Consider the following 14,841-nt stretch of genomic DNA (forward strand, 5'->3'; position numbering starts at 1 on the left):
GTATGACGTGGTTTAAGAGGCTTTCCATCCCAAAGTGGATTTTTTTTATCAGATCAAATAAGGGGCTCCTTTTTAGAGTGCTCTTCTGCTGGATTCTAGGTTGCGTTTTGCTGGTCAACGATATGGGTCGCAAGAACTACGATCATCGCTTTATCACCCGTGGCCCACAGTACTTCGATCAAGATATTGTGATCTTACATATCTCTCAAAGTGAATGGGATGCCTTACTGCAACCTTCTTTTTTTAAATCTCTCATTTATAGAGGCGCACCCGTTACAGACAGTTACTATTGGAACGGTGTTTTTTGGCTTAAGTTTGTAGAGGCCCTAAAAAAACTCGAACCCCAAGCCATTGGCGTGAGTTTCTTTTTTGGTAGCAATATCCCGCTGAACTGGAAGTTAGAACGCTACTTCACGGAATCTTCTATTGTTTGGATTGCCCAGACTGAATCTTCAGGGCGTATCATCACCCCCAAATTCAGTGACGCTTTTAATGACAACGTGGGGCTGAGCTTACTGCAAGCCGATAACGACAGTGTGGTGCGAAGACATTTTATCTCTCCGCTCAATATCCCACAGTTTGCAGAAGCCATCGCAAAAAAAGCAGGCCTCCCACCTCTGACTCTGGACACTCCCTATTCTATCAACTATCGAGGTGCTCCTGGCACCTTTCATAGCTACTCCATCACCGATGTGGTGAACAACAATATTCCTGTCAAATATTTGAAGAATAAAATCTTATTGATTGGACCCGAAGAGGGCAGCGAACACTCTGTACTCACGCCTTTTGGAACCATGTCACGCTTAGAGTATTATGCCAATCTTATTGATAACATTAAACACAACCGTTGGATCAAACATCTTCCTGTAAATATTTATGTGGCTATCATTTTACTGCTTACACTCTTAACGGCGATCGTGATCTTAAACTTTCCTCAAGCTATCTCTACACTCTTACTGATCAGTTTTAGCTTTTTGTATATCACGCTCTCCTTCTTTTTGTTTGATGCCCTGTACATTTGGATTCCACTTTTTTCAGCGGTGAGCACCATACTTCTGACTTATGTGGTGTTCCTCAGTCAGTTGCTCTTTGATAAAGAGCAAAACATGTGGCGACTGCAAAAAGAACAAGAGAACTTAAGCTCTATGGAACAACTCAAAACCAATTTTGTAAGTTTGATTAGCCATGATCTTAAAACTCCACTGGCAAAGATTCAGTCCTTCACTCATCGCGCGCTGAGTGGCGTTAAAGAGACTCCTGAGAATCAAGAGTTGGTGGAAGACCTGCACAGCATCTACAAAGAAAGTAAAAATTTGGATCGCTATATCAAATCCATCCTGCAACTCTCCAAAGTGGAATCCAGAGACTTCTTAGTTAAAAAACAGCCTTTGGATGTGAACGAATTGATTGAGTCGGCCTGCGACCAACTGCGTTCCACAGCCAGAGCCAAAAATGTAACTTTAGAGCAAGACCTCGAACCTCTTTTTTCTATTGAGGCCGATCCTATGCTCATCCGTGAGATCATTGTGAACATCATCGAAAATGCCATCAAATACACCCACAATGACACCAGCATTAAAATTCGCTCTTATGAAGATGAAAATAGCGATTTTGTCGTCATTGAGGTCGAAGATAGCGGACCTGGAATTAAAAAAGAACATCTAGATAAGGTGTATAATAAGTTTTTCCGCGCTGACCCAAATCATCACACCCAAGGTTCTGGTTTAGGACTTTTTTTAGTAAAGTACTTCCTAGAACTGCATAAAGGGTCTATTCACATAGAAAGTCAGAGTACTGAAGACCTCACTGACACTGTGACACCCCCACCGCAAACGGGAACAAAGGTAACAATGAAGATCCCCACAGGAGTAACTCATGGATAAAGATAAAAATTTAAACGTCCTGATCGTAGATGATGAAGAAGAGCTGCGTAAATCCGTCCACTCTATTCTTAACACGTCATTTGAAGACACTTCGTTTAACATCAACGAAGCTCCCAATGGGAAAGTGGCTTTAGACTTTGTAAAACAAAACCCATGTGATCTTGTGATTATGGACGTCAAAATGCCAGAGATGGATGGACTTGTGACTTTAGAAAAGATCAAAGCCCACGACCCAGGGATCTGCGTTCTGATCATGACAGCACATTCTAACCTGACCGATGCCGTCAGAGCCATCAAAGAAGGCGCCTTTGATTATCTGGAAAAACCTGTGGAACCCAGTGATTTGGTAAAACTAGTAAACGAGGCCAATAAAGCTCGTCGTATGGTTTCTGACCTTAAAGTCAACGTGCCCATTTTTGATGATGACACTGAAACCAATATCGTAGGCTCTACCACACGTATGCGCGAAATCTTTAGTCTTGTTCACAAACTCGGTAACGTGGACACCACTGTCCTCATCCGTGGCGAGAACGGAACAGGCAAAGAGATGGTCGCACGCGCCATTCACTCTTTTTCTACACGTAAAAACGGTAAGTTCATTGCTATTAACTGTGGTGCCATCCCTGAAAATCTGATGGAGAGTGAACTTTTTGGACACGAAAAGGGCAGCTTTACAGGAGCCCATGAAAGAAAAATCGGAATGTTCCAAATTGCCAATAATGGAACTTTATTTCTGGATGAAATTGCAGAACTAAAACCTGAAATGCAGGTGAAACTCTTACGTGTTTTACAAGAAAAGTCTTTTATTCCTATTGGCAGTCATCGTGAAGTGAAAACCAATGCCCGCATCATCGCTGCCACCAATCAAAACTTAGAAAAGATGATTGAAGAAAAACGCTTTCGAGAAGATTTATTTTACCGCTTAAACGTCATGCCGATTTTTCTTCCCCCACTTCGTGAACGTTTGGATGACATTGAAAGTCTATGCTTACACTTCATCAATAAGTTTAACAAAGTACATAAAAAAAATATCCAAGGACTAAGTGCTGAGGCTATTGCAAATTTAAAAAACTACGATTGGCCAGGAAATATCCGCGAGCTTGAAAACGCCATTGAACGTGCCTTTGTCATCAGCCAAGGCAGTACACTTACGGTCACTGATCTACCTGAAAACATTATCAATCAGCAAGTTACAAAGATTGAAATGGAAGGTGGTCAATACACTGGACCAATGAACTATGATCGCTTTAAAGAGGATATGGAAAAAGAATTTATCATTAAGGCTCTTAAAGCCAATAATGGCAGAATCAATAAAACCGTAGCCCAGGCTAACATCCCCAAGAATACGCTTCTTAGAAAGATTAAAAAGTATGAAATTGACGTCAAAAAACTGATTGATTAAGCTTAATTGGTGATCAATTGTTTATTGACAAAATTTATCTTTTTTTACCTCTTCTGTTTTTTTCTTCTTTAGCTCATGCCAAAGCTAATTTTGAATACTCTGTCACCATGGGCGGTTGGGGTAAGGAGCAACTCACCTTCCGCAAAGACACCCATGAGATTTATCATCTTGTTGACAAGCTTAAAGGTAAAAAAAAATTTTCTAAATCTGAATACGAAAAAATATTAAAACAGTTTAGAAGCATCACAAGCAAGGGCGAAGCCTTGCCTGTGATCATTGACTCCTGTGGAAATTACGTCTTGGTTTTTGATAGTCATAAATCACAAATCACACACAAAGTCTGTTTTGTTGAAAATCCAAAACTCTCGGGACAACTTGGACGCTTATGGTCTCAGACTCGCAAGCGAGTGGCTCAATGATGCGACTGACTTGGCTTCTCATCATTCTCTATCCCCTATTAACTCATGCGCAGGAAGCCCCTCAATGTACCTTTGAGGACGTCACCAAAAACTGCAAGGCTTTAAAAGATCAAAAAGGAACACAATATATTTATCTAGATGACGGAACTTACTTCCGAAACCCTGAATACGATACATCATGGAAATCCTATATTTATCATTCCAATGTCCCTCCCGCCAGCATAAGCCCAGAACGTCAAATTGAAGTGAAAAACTTAGTGGAATATGTCAGACAGACTTTAATAGATAAGATCAGGCGCGGTCGCACGAACAGCAGCCTCTCTGCACTAGAGCGCAGTCAAATCCAACGCCTACAGACTATTGAATTTGATCTAAATATCAGTTTAAACGATCAACACCTATGCAGTTCTGCCTATCCCAATGCGGGATACTTTCAAGAGACCCATTCTTTTATGCTTTGCAAATCTGCAATGATGCAGCCCAATTCAGCACTTGTGGCAGCTATAGCCCATGAAATGGGTCACTCTATAGACATCTGCCGAATGCTGCAACCTTTGCAAAAAAAATATGGCGAATACGGAATAACAGCATTGAACGATAAAATTTTATTTAGAAATCAAAATCCACAGACTCAACCTACAATAACAGCCGCTGCCGTTTCAGTAGAGGATATCAAGAAGACTCCTGAGTTTATGTGTTTGTCACAAAAAGGATTTTTACAAGAGCCGAGTCAAAAAGAAAAAGAAGACCTGGCCAAGCAACTGGTCGATACTCAAAAAGAATCGGGCAAGACAAGTCTGAGTGATCAAGAACTTCAGGCCCATAACCTAAAACTGATGCAAGAGTATCCTTACTGCTTCAATTCAAAGTCGGCTCACAACACCATCAATGAAGCCGCCTGTGACATTTGGGCCAGTCACGCCCAAGGAGATTACATCAGTAAACACCCACCCAAAAATGACATCGAACGTATTGCTACATTTGGGGTTTTTATGAAAAATCTCTGTGGCCCACAAGATGAGCAAACCGCATCAACCTCAGGTGACAGTTCACACCCTGCATCTATAGATCGAGTCAATAAAATATTTTTAACCAATCCCAATATACAAAGCATGTTTGGTTGCACTCCTGCAGAACCTTCTTGTGATCCTCACGCAAGAAGCCCTCGATCTGGAACTTCTCGACGAGAGTCTTCGGTTGAAGGTACTGGAATCAGATAAACAGAATTAAATTCTCAATACAATAAGAATCTTTATCAAATAAATGGATTTCTATTACTACAAGCGTAGAGATTCGATTAAATAGTTTTTTTGCCAAGCAGATCAGAGCATAGGTTCGGGTAAGAACAGAGTTTTAGGCCACCAAAAAGATGGTGACCTAGGATCATGCGCCTACTTGGTTTGAACTTCCACAGTAGTTGTTGTCGCTTCGTTTTTCTTTTTGTAGCTGATCTGTACAAAACTGTTTTCTGGTGGCGCAGGGATCAATCTTAACATATTCCCACCCAAAAGTTTCCAATCTGTTTTGATCAGATTTCCTCTAGCATCTCGGACTGAAACCTTGATAGATGAGGCTTTGGCTGGTGGCGGATCTAATAGAATAGACTGATATAGAAGTCGGGTTTCTAAGTACTGACTGACCTTTTTAAGTTCAGACCCAAAGTTTGGATGACAGATGCTCACGCCAAAACCACCAGATAGAGAAGCTAGGGACCACACAAGAGTTCCATAGTTGGCTCCTGTACCAGATCTGCTTTCTTTTCTTTGAGCAGTAAGACAAGCAGAATCTCCTGGAGGAATTGCAATTACAAATCCAGTAATGTCTTCAGCATGAAGATTTAAACTACGTTTAACATAATCTAAGAACTCTAAAGGTTGGGTCGCACCCGCAAGACCTGTACTTAGCTCATCTTCATCAGTTAAAATAATAGGAACAAAGCTAGCTCCAGGTCTGAAAAAACCAGCGTTCGCTGTGTTACGCTTTTCAATGGCTTTCATTACAGCACGCATAGGCTCTTCGTCACACTCCGCTCCTGTGGCTGTACATGGAGAATCCACCTGATTGAGAATCGCACGGCTAAATAAAAGTGGCAAATTACTCATATTAGGTGCAAGATACTTTTCCCCAGCAGGACCTACTGCTTTTAAGTTACCATGAAAGCCTTCGTGATCATCATAACCTACTGCTGAGGCATCTGTATTGATAAAGCCAATCCTATAGTCAGCTCGTTCAATACTAGAAATGAAGTTTTGAAATTGCACTGAAATATTAGCTTGATCTCTTGCCATGCTTGTTGAGTTATCAACAACAAATAGGATGTCTACTTTTTTTCTCACTGTAGTCTGTTCAAATGTCGTCACATGTACAGAGTATTGATCTACTGTCGAACTGAATTCTTTTGAAGAATCACAGCCAAAGACGAAGCTCATCAAAGACAAAATGAATAATGTTTTCTGGATGTTCATAAAAACCCCTCACAGAGAGGTTTTCGGCTGGACCAAATGTCAGGCACAGGTACAAAGGTAGTGAACTAGACCTTTGTCAGATAATGTAAGATCACTAACCTTAGACCTGTCTCCAATATGGTGGATATCTCTAGAAATCTGTAGAAGTTTTTTACGACCTTTTTAAAGAGTGTAGTCGTCCTTTAATAGTACCAATCTTAACTTTGGCTTCAAATCCAATAGGGATTTTGTTTTCATCGTCTGTAAGCCAGATCAAAACGTCACCGTCTTGCTTCCAATCCCCGTCTATTTGAAATGTGGGTTTCACCACTATCGTGTCAAAACGACCTACACGTGTCTTTAAGACTTCTTTGCGTAATACTTTGGCCGTGACCACAATGTCTTTGCCCTTTTCTGCCACATGCATTTTATAGGTTGAGTCGACCTTTAAATCATACGTGCGTAATTTATAAAGTGCCGACAGCACATCTTGAGCCACGTCAGAATTTAATTTCCAAGACTGGTCCTCATGTTTTAGGTCCTTCCCTGTCTTTAATATCTTAGCTTGGTATCTTGCAGTTTTTGTGGACCAATTAAAAGAAGTCTGGATCTCTCTGACGTATTTGCTTTCTTCGCCATAGATTTTCATCAGATAGGGTTTCTGATGTTTTACTGACCAAAAAGATTCAGCATAGTCTTTAACAGAATAAAATAGAGAAAAGACTGAACTAGATAATGCCGTCACATAAAAGTGATAGGTCTGATCTCCTTGAATCTGTTTAAAGGGCTTCACCTCCATGGTCATCCTGCCTGCCTCTACAGCAAAGAACGCAATGGAATACACTACTTTTTCCCCTACATTAAAGGGAAACTTAGGAGTCTTACCCTCTGCCACAGGCACTTGAGCGCTCATGGTTTGATCTTTGGGTTTTTCTACAGCCTTAGGAGTGGTCTCTTTTTTAGGTGTGGTCTTAGGCGTCTCTTGGGACACTGGGGGCTTTGTTGATGATGCCTTCTTGGCAGTGTCTTTAGATGGAGTTCCTACGGGGGGTGTCTTAGTCTGCTCTGCAGGAGCTTCGACTTTCTTGACCGCAGAAGGTCCCGCCTCTTCTACAGCGCCTCCAGAGTCTTCTTGTGCCCCTTCCACCTGAGTGATTTCGTAAGGGCTTTCAATTCGGGTTTGCTTGCGCATCTCTTCCACTCTCTTGCTTTTAGACTGACAAGATACCAAAAGTAAACTCATTGAGATTATGGGTATTAAAAATATTTTTTCCATCTTCTATGTATCCACATCCAACTCTCTGGCCGCTCAGTGATCACTTTCTCGATCCAGGTATTATATTTTTGTGTCATATAGGACACGTTTTCATTCAAATCCTCAAAAGGAGCCTCTGTCTCAATGGCCTCATCCAAGGATACAATAACTTTCCCCTCTTTTCTATATGAATGAGCAGGAACAACCGTTGCATTAAACTTTAAAGCAAAATAGGCCAAAGAAGAATTTGTTCCTGTGGTGTGACCAAAAAAAGTAGACTTAATGCCTATAGGTGGATACGTGAACTGATCAATCACAAACAATAGTCCCTCATTTCTCTTTAAGGCCCTTACCACTTTTAACGAACTATTACTTGGGTCTAGATGCTGCAATCCTGATTTTTCACGAATGGAAAATAGCACATCGTTGATGAATTGATTTTTTACCTTTCTCCCAATGAGATACAGAGGATATTTCTCCATACATAGTCTGTATATAGAAAGCTCTCCGTTGCCTGTGTGAGTTCCTAAAATCAAAACTCCTTTGCCTTTTTTAAAAGCATTGTCTAAATGTTCTTTTCCCACAAGTTCCGTAATCTGATTGAGACGCCGCTGCGAGATATATGGAAAGTACGAATACTCTAAAGCTGAAAAAGCCCAATTATAAAAAGAATCAAAGGCGACTTTATTGATATAAGCTAAATCTTTATCGGGAAATGCTCTTTTAATATTATCTATCATGGCTAGTTTTCGGTGTGGCCGAATATAGTACCAAACCAGAGAGATGAAATACGCCAGCCCTCGTTTCATAAATCTTGGCAACAGATAAATAGGAAATAAAATAAGATGAGATAAGACTCTTTGCTCTAGTGACATAATAGCTATTCCTCAAAAAGTTCTTCTGAAATCTGTAACAGAGTGTCTTCAGGGATATCCACCGTTTGATGAGCCACAAAGAACTCATCAGCACCTTCAAATTTTTTAATCTTAATATAATCTTTAGTCGTACACACCAATTGAGCTTCATTTTGTTTTGCTAGGCTCAAACACCTTTGTATATCTTTTAAAGAAAAATCATAATGGTCAGGATAATCTTTCCTATAAATGTTTTTTACATTGGGAAAGTGTTTTTTTAAATCTTTAAAAAAAGTATCTGGTGCTCCAATAGCAGAGATCATCTGCAAGTGACCGTCATAGTTGACAGGTAAGGAGTCATGCTTTTCACTTCGCACGCTAGATATCTGGGCGTGAATTAAAGATATCTTGGCTGTGGGTGCAAATAACTTCAATCTGTTTTTCACAGAGTTGACTTTATTTTGTGATAGGTGCTGCCACTTCGTTAAAAATATATAATTCGCCCTTTTTAAAGAACTCAAAGGCTCACGCATCCTGCCCAAAGGCAAAAGCCCTGGTCTTTGTAGATATTGATGGACATCAAAGACCACAATATCCACATCTCTATGCAAGGCGCGATGTTGAAATCCATCATCTAAGATGAAAAAATCCAAGTTGGGATTTTGTCCTAAAGCCCAATCTCCTCCGCGTCGCCTTTGACTGTCTAAAATGATCTTCTGTTTGGGAAAACGTCCATAGATCATACTGGGTTCATCACCAAATTTTTGTGGCTCCGTGTCCGTATCTACCAACTGCGGATATCTTTTTTTGCGTGCCACTTGTGAGCCGTAACCCCTGCTGAGCACTGCAATCTGTTTTTGATTAAAAATGCGCATCAGTTCTAATACCACAGGAGTTTTACCTGTGCCGCCTGCACTTAAATTTCCTACACTGAGAACGGGTTTAGACAAACTCTTACCTTGGATGAGTTTCAAATCATAGGCGATATTTTTAAAGGCAACAGCAAAGCCCCATAACATGCTTAATGGCGATAAGATCACCCATTGCAACACTATTCCTACCACATGTCTTATCCATTTCATTCTTATCAACCCGTTTTAAAACTTTTTTTAGCTACAATATTCTTTTCTTCGCCATGTTTCTTAAACCTATTCATCACTTAAAATATGCTCTTATCTTACACCTGCACATCTTGATTCTTTTGTGAGAAATATTGTTTTAAGATCTTGACCACCTCAGTTGTTGCCGAGGTCTTTTGCATCTCTGCTTCAAGATGACTGTAGTCCTCTAGTAACCGTGTGTACCTCTCCGTCTTTTTCATCAACTCCAACACCTCTTCAGAGATCGCCTCTGGGTTGGCATCACCTTGAAATAACTCTGTCACCGCTTTTTTATTTAAAATCAAGTTGATCAAGCTGAAAAAAGGAATCTTAACCACTATACGTGCTAACCTTGCCGATAAGGGGTTCATTTTGTAAACTACCACTTGTGGTTTTTGCAACAGACCCACCTGCAAAGTCGCAGTTCCCGAAGCCGTGATCAGAAAATCACATAGATTTATCATGTCCCATGAATCACGCTTAATAAAGTGCAAGGGCAAATCACACTGAGCTGAAACCTGATTTTTAAGTACCTCTTGCGTAAAAGCAGGAGCCAGCAAAACGACAACCTGAAGATGGGGATGCACCGCTTTGATCTTCTGTGCTGCTTCTAACATTAAATTAAAATGTCGACTGACCTCAGAGTTTCGACTACCAGGCATCAACCCAAGCACTGGTCCCTCTTTCATATTCAAACTTCTTTTTAATTCTTGTACATCAATTTTTTTATTTAAAAAATCCTGCTTTTCTTCTAGAAGCGGATGTCCCACAAACGTGGCTTTGACTCCTAGATCTGCAAAAAATTTCTCTTCAAAAGGATGAATAGCTAAAGCATGGTCCACATAGGCCTTGATCTTCAGAGCCCGTTTTTTTCGCCATGCCCAGACCTTAGGTAAAACATAATACACCACAGGGATGTTTCTCGCTTTTAAGGCTTGGGCCAAATGCAGATTAAAACCACCATAGTCTAAAAGTAAGGCCACTTTTGGTGGGTGCTTGTCTACTTCTTCTAAAATGTCTTTTAAAGCTTGTCGGATCAGAGCTTGAATTTTAAATATCTCAAACAGTCCCATGACGGCCATGTCTTCACTGTGAGCCAGAGCCTCAAAGCCCTGACTTCGCATTTCTAAATTGCCCACACCCCAAAAGCGCACGTCATGACCTAATTCGTGCCGCAGACCTTGCATGACTCTTACAGCATACTTGCAGCTGGATTCCTCAGCAGCGACAACTAACACTGAAGGTGCATGGCTCATGCTTTGGCAATTCCTCTTTCCGAAGAACGGATAAATTGAAGAAGTTTTTCGATATCCGCGGTCATAGGCACTTCAGTTTGGATCTTTTCTAAAAGCTCTTCCATCGTGCCACTGCCTTTTAAAAGTATTCTTATCGCTTTGTGAATATTGGACACCTGCTCTTGAGAGAACCCCGAACGCTCCAGGCCAATCTTGTTAGTAACAGTGCTTACTGCGTAAAGTTGGCCTTCTAAACAGCGAACAATAGTATAGGGCAATACATCCTTATTCACAGCACTAATCCCTGTAATATAACTGTGTTCACCTAACCGAATAAACTGATTAAAGTTACATGCGCCACCAATCTTAACATGATCTTCAACAATAATATGGCCCGCAAAATTAGTCGAATTGGCTACGACCACATGGTCCCCAATCACACAATCATGGGCAATATGAACATAAGCCATAAAAAGACCATGACTGCCAATCTTAGTGATGCCAATACCTGTAGGAGTTCCTAAGTTGACCGTCGTGCATTCACGAAACACGTTATGGTCACCGATCTCCAGCTTGACCTTCTCATTCTTATATTTCAAATCCTGAGGTAAACCACCGATCACAGAACCTGGATAAAATACATTATCTTGACCGATTTTAATTTCGGCTTGCGCATTTCCAATCGTCACATGGCTTAACAGTTTACAGTGATCCCCTATTTCTACATCGCCGCTAATATAACAAAAAGGCCCGACTTCAACATGGGCCCCCAATTTCACAGAATTTTCTACGACTGAGCTAGGATGAATTTGTGCAGACATAAAATTAAGACTCCGATCTGGGAGTAGCATAGGCCCATAACACGGCTTCTGCTGCGATCTTTCCGTCCACCTCGGCCTGACAAGATAACTTTTTCATCTTACCTTTTTCAGCAATAATCTCTGAATAAAGCACCAAGGTGTCGCCAGGGGTGACTGGTTTTTTAAATTTTGCTTTTTCAACCCCTGCAATCATAAATTGCATTTCTGGGTCATCATCTAACTGATGGCCAATCGCACCCGCTTGAGCCATTGCCTCTAAGATCAGTACACCTGGCATCACTGGGTTATTTGGAAAATGACCATTAAAAAAATCTTCATTCATTGTGACATTTTTCATGGCTTTAACTTTACGTCCCACTCGTCCACCATTTGCGCTGGCAGAAATAGAGAGAACTCGATCCACAAGCAGAAACGGATATCTATGGGGAAGAATGTTCATGATCCCAACAACATCAATGTTTTCCATTTTAAAATCCAATTTTAAAGGTTAATAAAACTACTTACTTTTTTCGTAAGCTTTTACAATTTGGTTTGTCAGATTGATCTCTTCTTTAGCAAAAAGAACTAGATTATCAGCCTTTTCAAGAATGACGGTGTAACCTTCTTTTTTTGCAATAGCATCAATCTGCTTTCTTAAACCTTCAACGATAGGCTTAAGTAAACTTTCTTCTTTCATGCGCAATTCATTTTGGCTTTGCCCTAGCAGTTGTTGAAGCTCATAGAATTCTTTTTGAAGCTCACCTTGCTTTTGGCGTCTGGTGTTTTCGTCGTAAACGGTTTCTTTTTTTCTAAAGTCATCGCCTTTTTTCTTTAAAGCCGCTTCTCTTTTTTTAAGATCGTCTTCTTTAGTTTTGGCAATTTTTTCTAATTCTGATTTGGCTTTTTTACCTGTGCTTGTTTGCTGAATAGCTGCTTGCATGTCCACATAACCAATTTTGATTTCTGCGGCATTGGCCTTTACACTCATCACACCAAATGTAGATACTAGAGCTACGACAATAATCTTATTTACCACTTTAGAATTTAATGCTTTTAGATTCATTTTCACCTCACAGAAATGTAAATCTGTTAATTTAAACAATCTTCATATCATGAAGTTTCGTTAGGGTCTCTTAAAAAGTGGAATGGATAGAGAAGTCAAAGTTCATCTTTTTCTCCCCGTATCTCTCATCTGGATCTACTGGGAATCCCCACTCAAAACGCAGTGGGCCCATAGGCGAAATCCACCGTATACCAGCACCGTAGCTGCTCTTTAAACGGCTGACATTGAGGCTGTCATCGGCATGACCCACATCAAAAAAGACCACGCCCTTGATGCCTGCTTCTTTGACTAGACCCCACTCAAACTCGGCATTATAGTAAAATTGCTGCGTTCCGCCATAGGGTCGGTGCGCTAAATACCACGCATTAGGGGTACCCGTGAGCTGCACATAGGCTTGAGGCGAATACTTTCTTTTGGCCACGGTAAAGAAGTTATAACCACGTACAGAGTTAGGACCCCCAATTCGGTACAGCTGGTTAATGGGCACAATATTGTCTGATCCGTTAGCAAACAGCAAACCGTAAACCATGTTATTTCTAAAGATCAAAGAGCCATAAATAGGTCTGTAAAAGCGCGCATTCAAAAGTAACTCAGAATAGTTTAGGTCTCCGCCAATACCTGCATATTCAAAAGAGGCACTAGAGTAAAATCCATCCGTAGGAAACATGCGGTTGTTACGACGGTCATACTCTAAGGTGGCAGTCAAAGAGCTAGTAAAACCTTCTGAAGCCTTTTCAGCGGGGATAGGATAAATATCTCTTAAAGCATTGTCTCCAAACTCTAAGAAGGTCTTATCAAATTTGTAGCGCATGGAAGTCCGCCAGAAGTCCCCGTATCGTCGTCCTAAGCGCACAGCGGCTCCTGCACGACGCTCTCTGAAGTCAGGTAGTAAACGAATATTTTGGTACACATCAAATCCAAAAGACCAGTCTGTGTCCAAGAAAAAAGGATCGGTGTAATTGAGGTTAAATAAACGATCAATATTTTCAGTCCAGTTGATGCTCACGCCAAGACTTTCCCCGCGACCAAATAAGTTGATCTGGTTCATAGAACCTTGCACTGAGAACCCTTGCCAGCCCCCAAATCCTACTCCAAAGTTCAAAGTCCCTGTGCTGGTCTCTTCGACTTGAATATTTAAGTCCATTACATCTGAAGCACCGCCGCCCGCAGTAGTGGGTTGCATGTCGACATTTTTAAAGTAAGAAAGTCTATTGATGTTGGCGACAGATTCTCTTTTTTTAGTTTCGTTATACAGCTCGCCTTCAATCAAACGCACTTGTCTGCGAATGACTTTGTCACGAGTTTTGGTGTTGCCCGTGATTTTGATCTCGCCAATCTTGACCTTCTCGCCTTTATGAATATCAAAAACAATATCCATAATAGCGTCTTTATCATTCATAATAGGACGAGGAATGATATTGGCGTAAGCGTAACCTTCATCTCCATAAACAGCTTGAATGGCGGCCATGTCTTGCATGATTACTTGCTGAGAGAAGTACTCCTCTTTGTGCACTTTGATCAGCTCTAAAAATTCATCTCGAGTTTTTAGAAGGTCTCCACTAAATTCAATTCTACCGATCTTAAACTTAGGACCCTCTTCAAGTCTAAAAACAATCTCAATGCCTTTTTTATCAGGAGTGATATTGACTCGAGGAGGATCAATCTTCACTTGAGCATAACCTTCGTTTAAATATAAGAATCTGACCAGTTCTGCATCTCGCTCTAGTGCCTCTTCTTTGAACGCCCCACCCATACCAAACCAGCCTGTAGGTTTTGTGAGCATACGTGCGCTGAGGAAACTGTCACTGAGATTCTCATTCCCAATAAAGCGCACCTTTTTAATCTTAATCTTACTGCGTTCATCAATTTTGATCTTAAGTTTAACGGAACCTGGAGGCTCTTTAAGTTCTTCCACTTCATAGGTGGCGCGGGTTAAATAGTATCCCTTTTCTTCGTAGGCCTTTTGGATCTTACTGACCGCTTCATCTAAAAGATTTTTATCCAAGAGTTGAAAAGTTTTAACATTGATCACTTCACTCAGCTCATCATTGTCCAAAGACTTATTACCCAAAAATACAAGTTCGCTGATCACAGCTCGCTCGTCCACAATGTAGGTCAAATAGCCGTCGTTAAAATCTACTTTGATATGATTGAAAAATTGGGTCTCAAATAAGGTGCGGATGTCTTCGGCAACCTGTTTACGATCCAAAGTCTGACCCGCTTTAGATTTGATCTTGGTTAAAATGGCTTGGTCTTCGATACGTTGATTACCGTCTACACCAATAGACTTCACCACTTGTGCTTGCGACACAGAGGCCATTACAAATAGAGGCAGTATCAAACCTGAAAAAATCTTCATAAACTGTGAAATAACATAAGTTCTTAC

General features: G+C 40.8%; 13 protein-coding genes. 4 read left to right on the forward strand and 9 right to left on the reverse strand.

What is annotated here, in order from left to right:
- The first annotated feature begins 107 nt into the window (after positions 1-107).
- The 4 genes from M9899_04670 to M9899_04685 are packed head-to-tail and all read left to right on the forward strand — an operon-like array spanning position 108 to position 4,924.
- Positions 108-1,883 (forward strand): CHASE2 domain-containing protein, encoded by a 1,776-nt coding sequence (locus M9899_04670; protein MCO5113451.1) that lies wholly within the window; start codon positions 108-110, stop codon positions 1,881-1,883.
- Entirely contained in the window at positions 1,876-3,285 is a 1,410-nt protein-coding gene (locus M9899_04675) for a sigma-54 dependent transcriptional regulator (protein MCO5113452.1), read from the forward strand. Before M9899_04670 ends, M9899_04675 begins: the two co-directional genes overlap by 8 nt.
- Before the next feature lie 17 nt (positions 3,286-3,302).
- The gene (locus tag M9899_04680; GenBank protein MCO5113453.1) at positions 3,303-3,704 is read left to right on the forward strand and encodes a hypothetical protein; all 402 of its coding nucleotides are present in this window, start codon (positions 3,303-3,305) and stop codon (positions 3,702-3,704) included.
- A complete protein-coding gene (locus tag M9899_04685; GenBank protein ID MCO5113454.1) occupies positions 3,701-4,924 on the forward strand; it encodes a hypothetical protein in 1,224 nt (407 codons plus the stop codon). Before M9899_04680 ends, M9899_04685 begins: the two co-directional genes overlap by 4 nt.
- Positions 4,925-5,095: 171 nt before the next feature.
- Here M9899_04685 and M9899_04690 read toward each other — a convergent pair whose 3' ends face one another.
- The 9 genes from M9899_04690 to bamA all read right to left on the reverse strand — a co-directional run bounded on the left by M9899_04690 (position 5,096) and on the right by bamA (position 14,814).
- On the reverse strand, positions 5,096-6,169 hold the full coding sequence (locus M9899_04690) for a hypothetical protein (GenBank protein MCO5113455.1): 1,074 nt from the start codon (positions 6,167-6,169) through the stop codon (positions 5,096-5,098).
- Positions 6,170-6,320: 151 nt separating this feature from the next.
- Positions 6,321-7,340 (reverse strand): DUF3108 domain-containing protein, encoded by a 1,020-nt coding sequence (locus M9899_04695; protein ID MCO5113456.1) that lies wholly within the window; start codon positions 7,338-7,340, stop codon positions 6,321-6,323.
- Positions 7,341-7,405: 65 nt separating this feature from the next.
- Complete coding sequence (locus tag M9899_04700) at positions 7,406-8,278, reverse strand: hypothetical protein (GenBank protein MCO5113457.1); 873 nt, start codon at positions 8,276-8,278, stop codon at positions 7,406-7,408.
- Between the two features lie 5 nt (positions 8,279-8,283).
- Positions 8,284-9,339: a tetraacyldisaccharide 4'-kinase gene (lpxK, locus tag M9899_04705; GenBank protein ID MCO5113458.1), complete on the reverse strand. Its 1,056-nt coding sequence runs from the start codon at positions 9,337-9,339 to the stop codon at positions 8,284-8,286.
- A gap of 95 nt (positions 9,340-9,434) precedes the next feature.
- On the reverse strand, positions 9,435-10,613 hold the full coding sequence (gene lpxB, locus M9899_04710) for a lipid-A-disaccharide synthase (GenBank protein ID MCO5113459.1): 1,179 nt from the start codon (positions 10,611-10,613) through the stop codon (positions 9,435-9,437).
- Positions 10,610-11,413: an acyl-ACP--UDP-N-acetylglucosamine O-acyltransferase gene (gene lpxA / locus M9899_04715; protein MCO5113460.1), complete on the reverse strand. Its 804-nt coding sequence runs from the start codon at positions 11,411-11,413 to the stop codon at positions 10,610-10,612. Before lpxA ends, lpxB begins: the two co-directional genes overlap by 4 nt.
- Before the next feature lie 4 nt (positions 11,414-11,417).
- Positions 11,418-11,879 carry a 3-hydroxyacyl-ACP dehydratase FabZ gene (gene fabZ, locus M9899_04720; protein ID MCO5113461.1) on the reverse strand — a complete coding sequence of 154 codons (462 nt, stop codon included), beginning with the start codon at positions 11,877-11,879 and terminating at the stop codon, positions 11,418-11,420.
- Positions 11,880-11,909: 30 nt separating this feature from the next.
- Positions 11,910-12,455: an OmpH family outer membrane protein gene (locus M9899_04725; GenBank protein MCO5113462.1), complete on the reverse strand. Its 546-nt coding sequence runs from the start codon at positions 12,453-12,455 to the stop codon at positions 11,910-11,912.
- A 70-nt stretch (positions 12,456-12,525) separates the two neighbouring features.
- Positions 12,526-14,814: an outer membrane protein assembly factor BamA gene (gene bamA, locus M9899_04730; GenBank protein ID MCO5113463.1), complete on the reverse strand. Its 2,289-nt coding sequence runs from the start codon at positions 14,812-14,814 to the stop codon at positions 12,526-12,528.
- Positions 14,815-14,841: the final 27 nt, after the last annotated feature.

This window comes from Pseudobdellovibrionaceae bacterium (genome assembly GCA_023954155.1).
Lineage (GTDB): Bacteria > Bdellovibrionota > Bdellovibrionia > Bdellovibrionales > UBA1609 > JAMLIO01.

Excerpts from the sequence above, each read along its gene's own strand:
- M9899_04675 (MCO5113452.1), top strand. The coding sequence starts at position 1,876 with ATGGATAAAGATAAAAATTTAAACGTCCTGATCGTAGATGATGAAGAA.
- M9899_04685 (MCO5113454.1), top strand. The coding sequence starts at position 3,701 with ATGATGCGACTGACTTGGCTTCTCATCATTCTCTATCCCCTATTAACT.
- M9899_04690 (MCO5113455.1), bottom strand. The coding sequence starts at position 6,169 with ATGAACATCCAGAAAACATTATTCATTTTGTCTTTGATGAGCTTCGTC.
- M9899_04695 (MCO5113456.1), bottom strand. The coding sequence starts at position 7,340 with ATGCGCAAGCAAACCCGAATTGAAAGCCCTTACGAAATCACTCAGGTG.
- M9899_04700 (MCO5113457.1), bottom strand. The coding sequence starts at position 8,278 with ATGTCACTAGAGCAAAGAGTCTTATCTCATCTTATTTTATTTCCTATT.
- lpxK (MCO5113458.1), bottom strand. The coding sequence starts at position 9,339 with ATGAAATGGATAAGACATGTGGTAGGAATAGTGTTGCAATGGGTGATC.
- lpxB (MCO5113459.1), bottom strand. The coding sequence starts at position 10,613 with ATGAGCCATGCACCTTCAGTGTTAGTTGTCGCTGCTGAGGAATCCAGC.
- lpxA (MCO5113460.1), bottom strand. The coding sequence starts at position 11,413 with ATGTCTGCACAAATTCATCCTAGCTCAGTCGTAGAAAATTCTGTGAAA.
- fabZ (MCO5113461.1), bottom strand. The coding sequence starts at position 11,879 with ATGGAAAACATTGATGTTGTTGGGATCATGAACATTCTTCCCCATAGA.
- M9899_04725 (MCO5113462.1), bottom strand. The coding sequence starts at position 12,455 with ATGAATCTAAAAGCATTAAATTCTAAAGTGGTAAATAAGATTATTGTC.
- bamA (MCO5113463.1), bottom strand. The coding sequence starts at position 14,814 with ATGAAGATTTTTTCAGGTTTGATACTGCCTCTATTTGTAATGGCCTCT.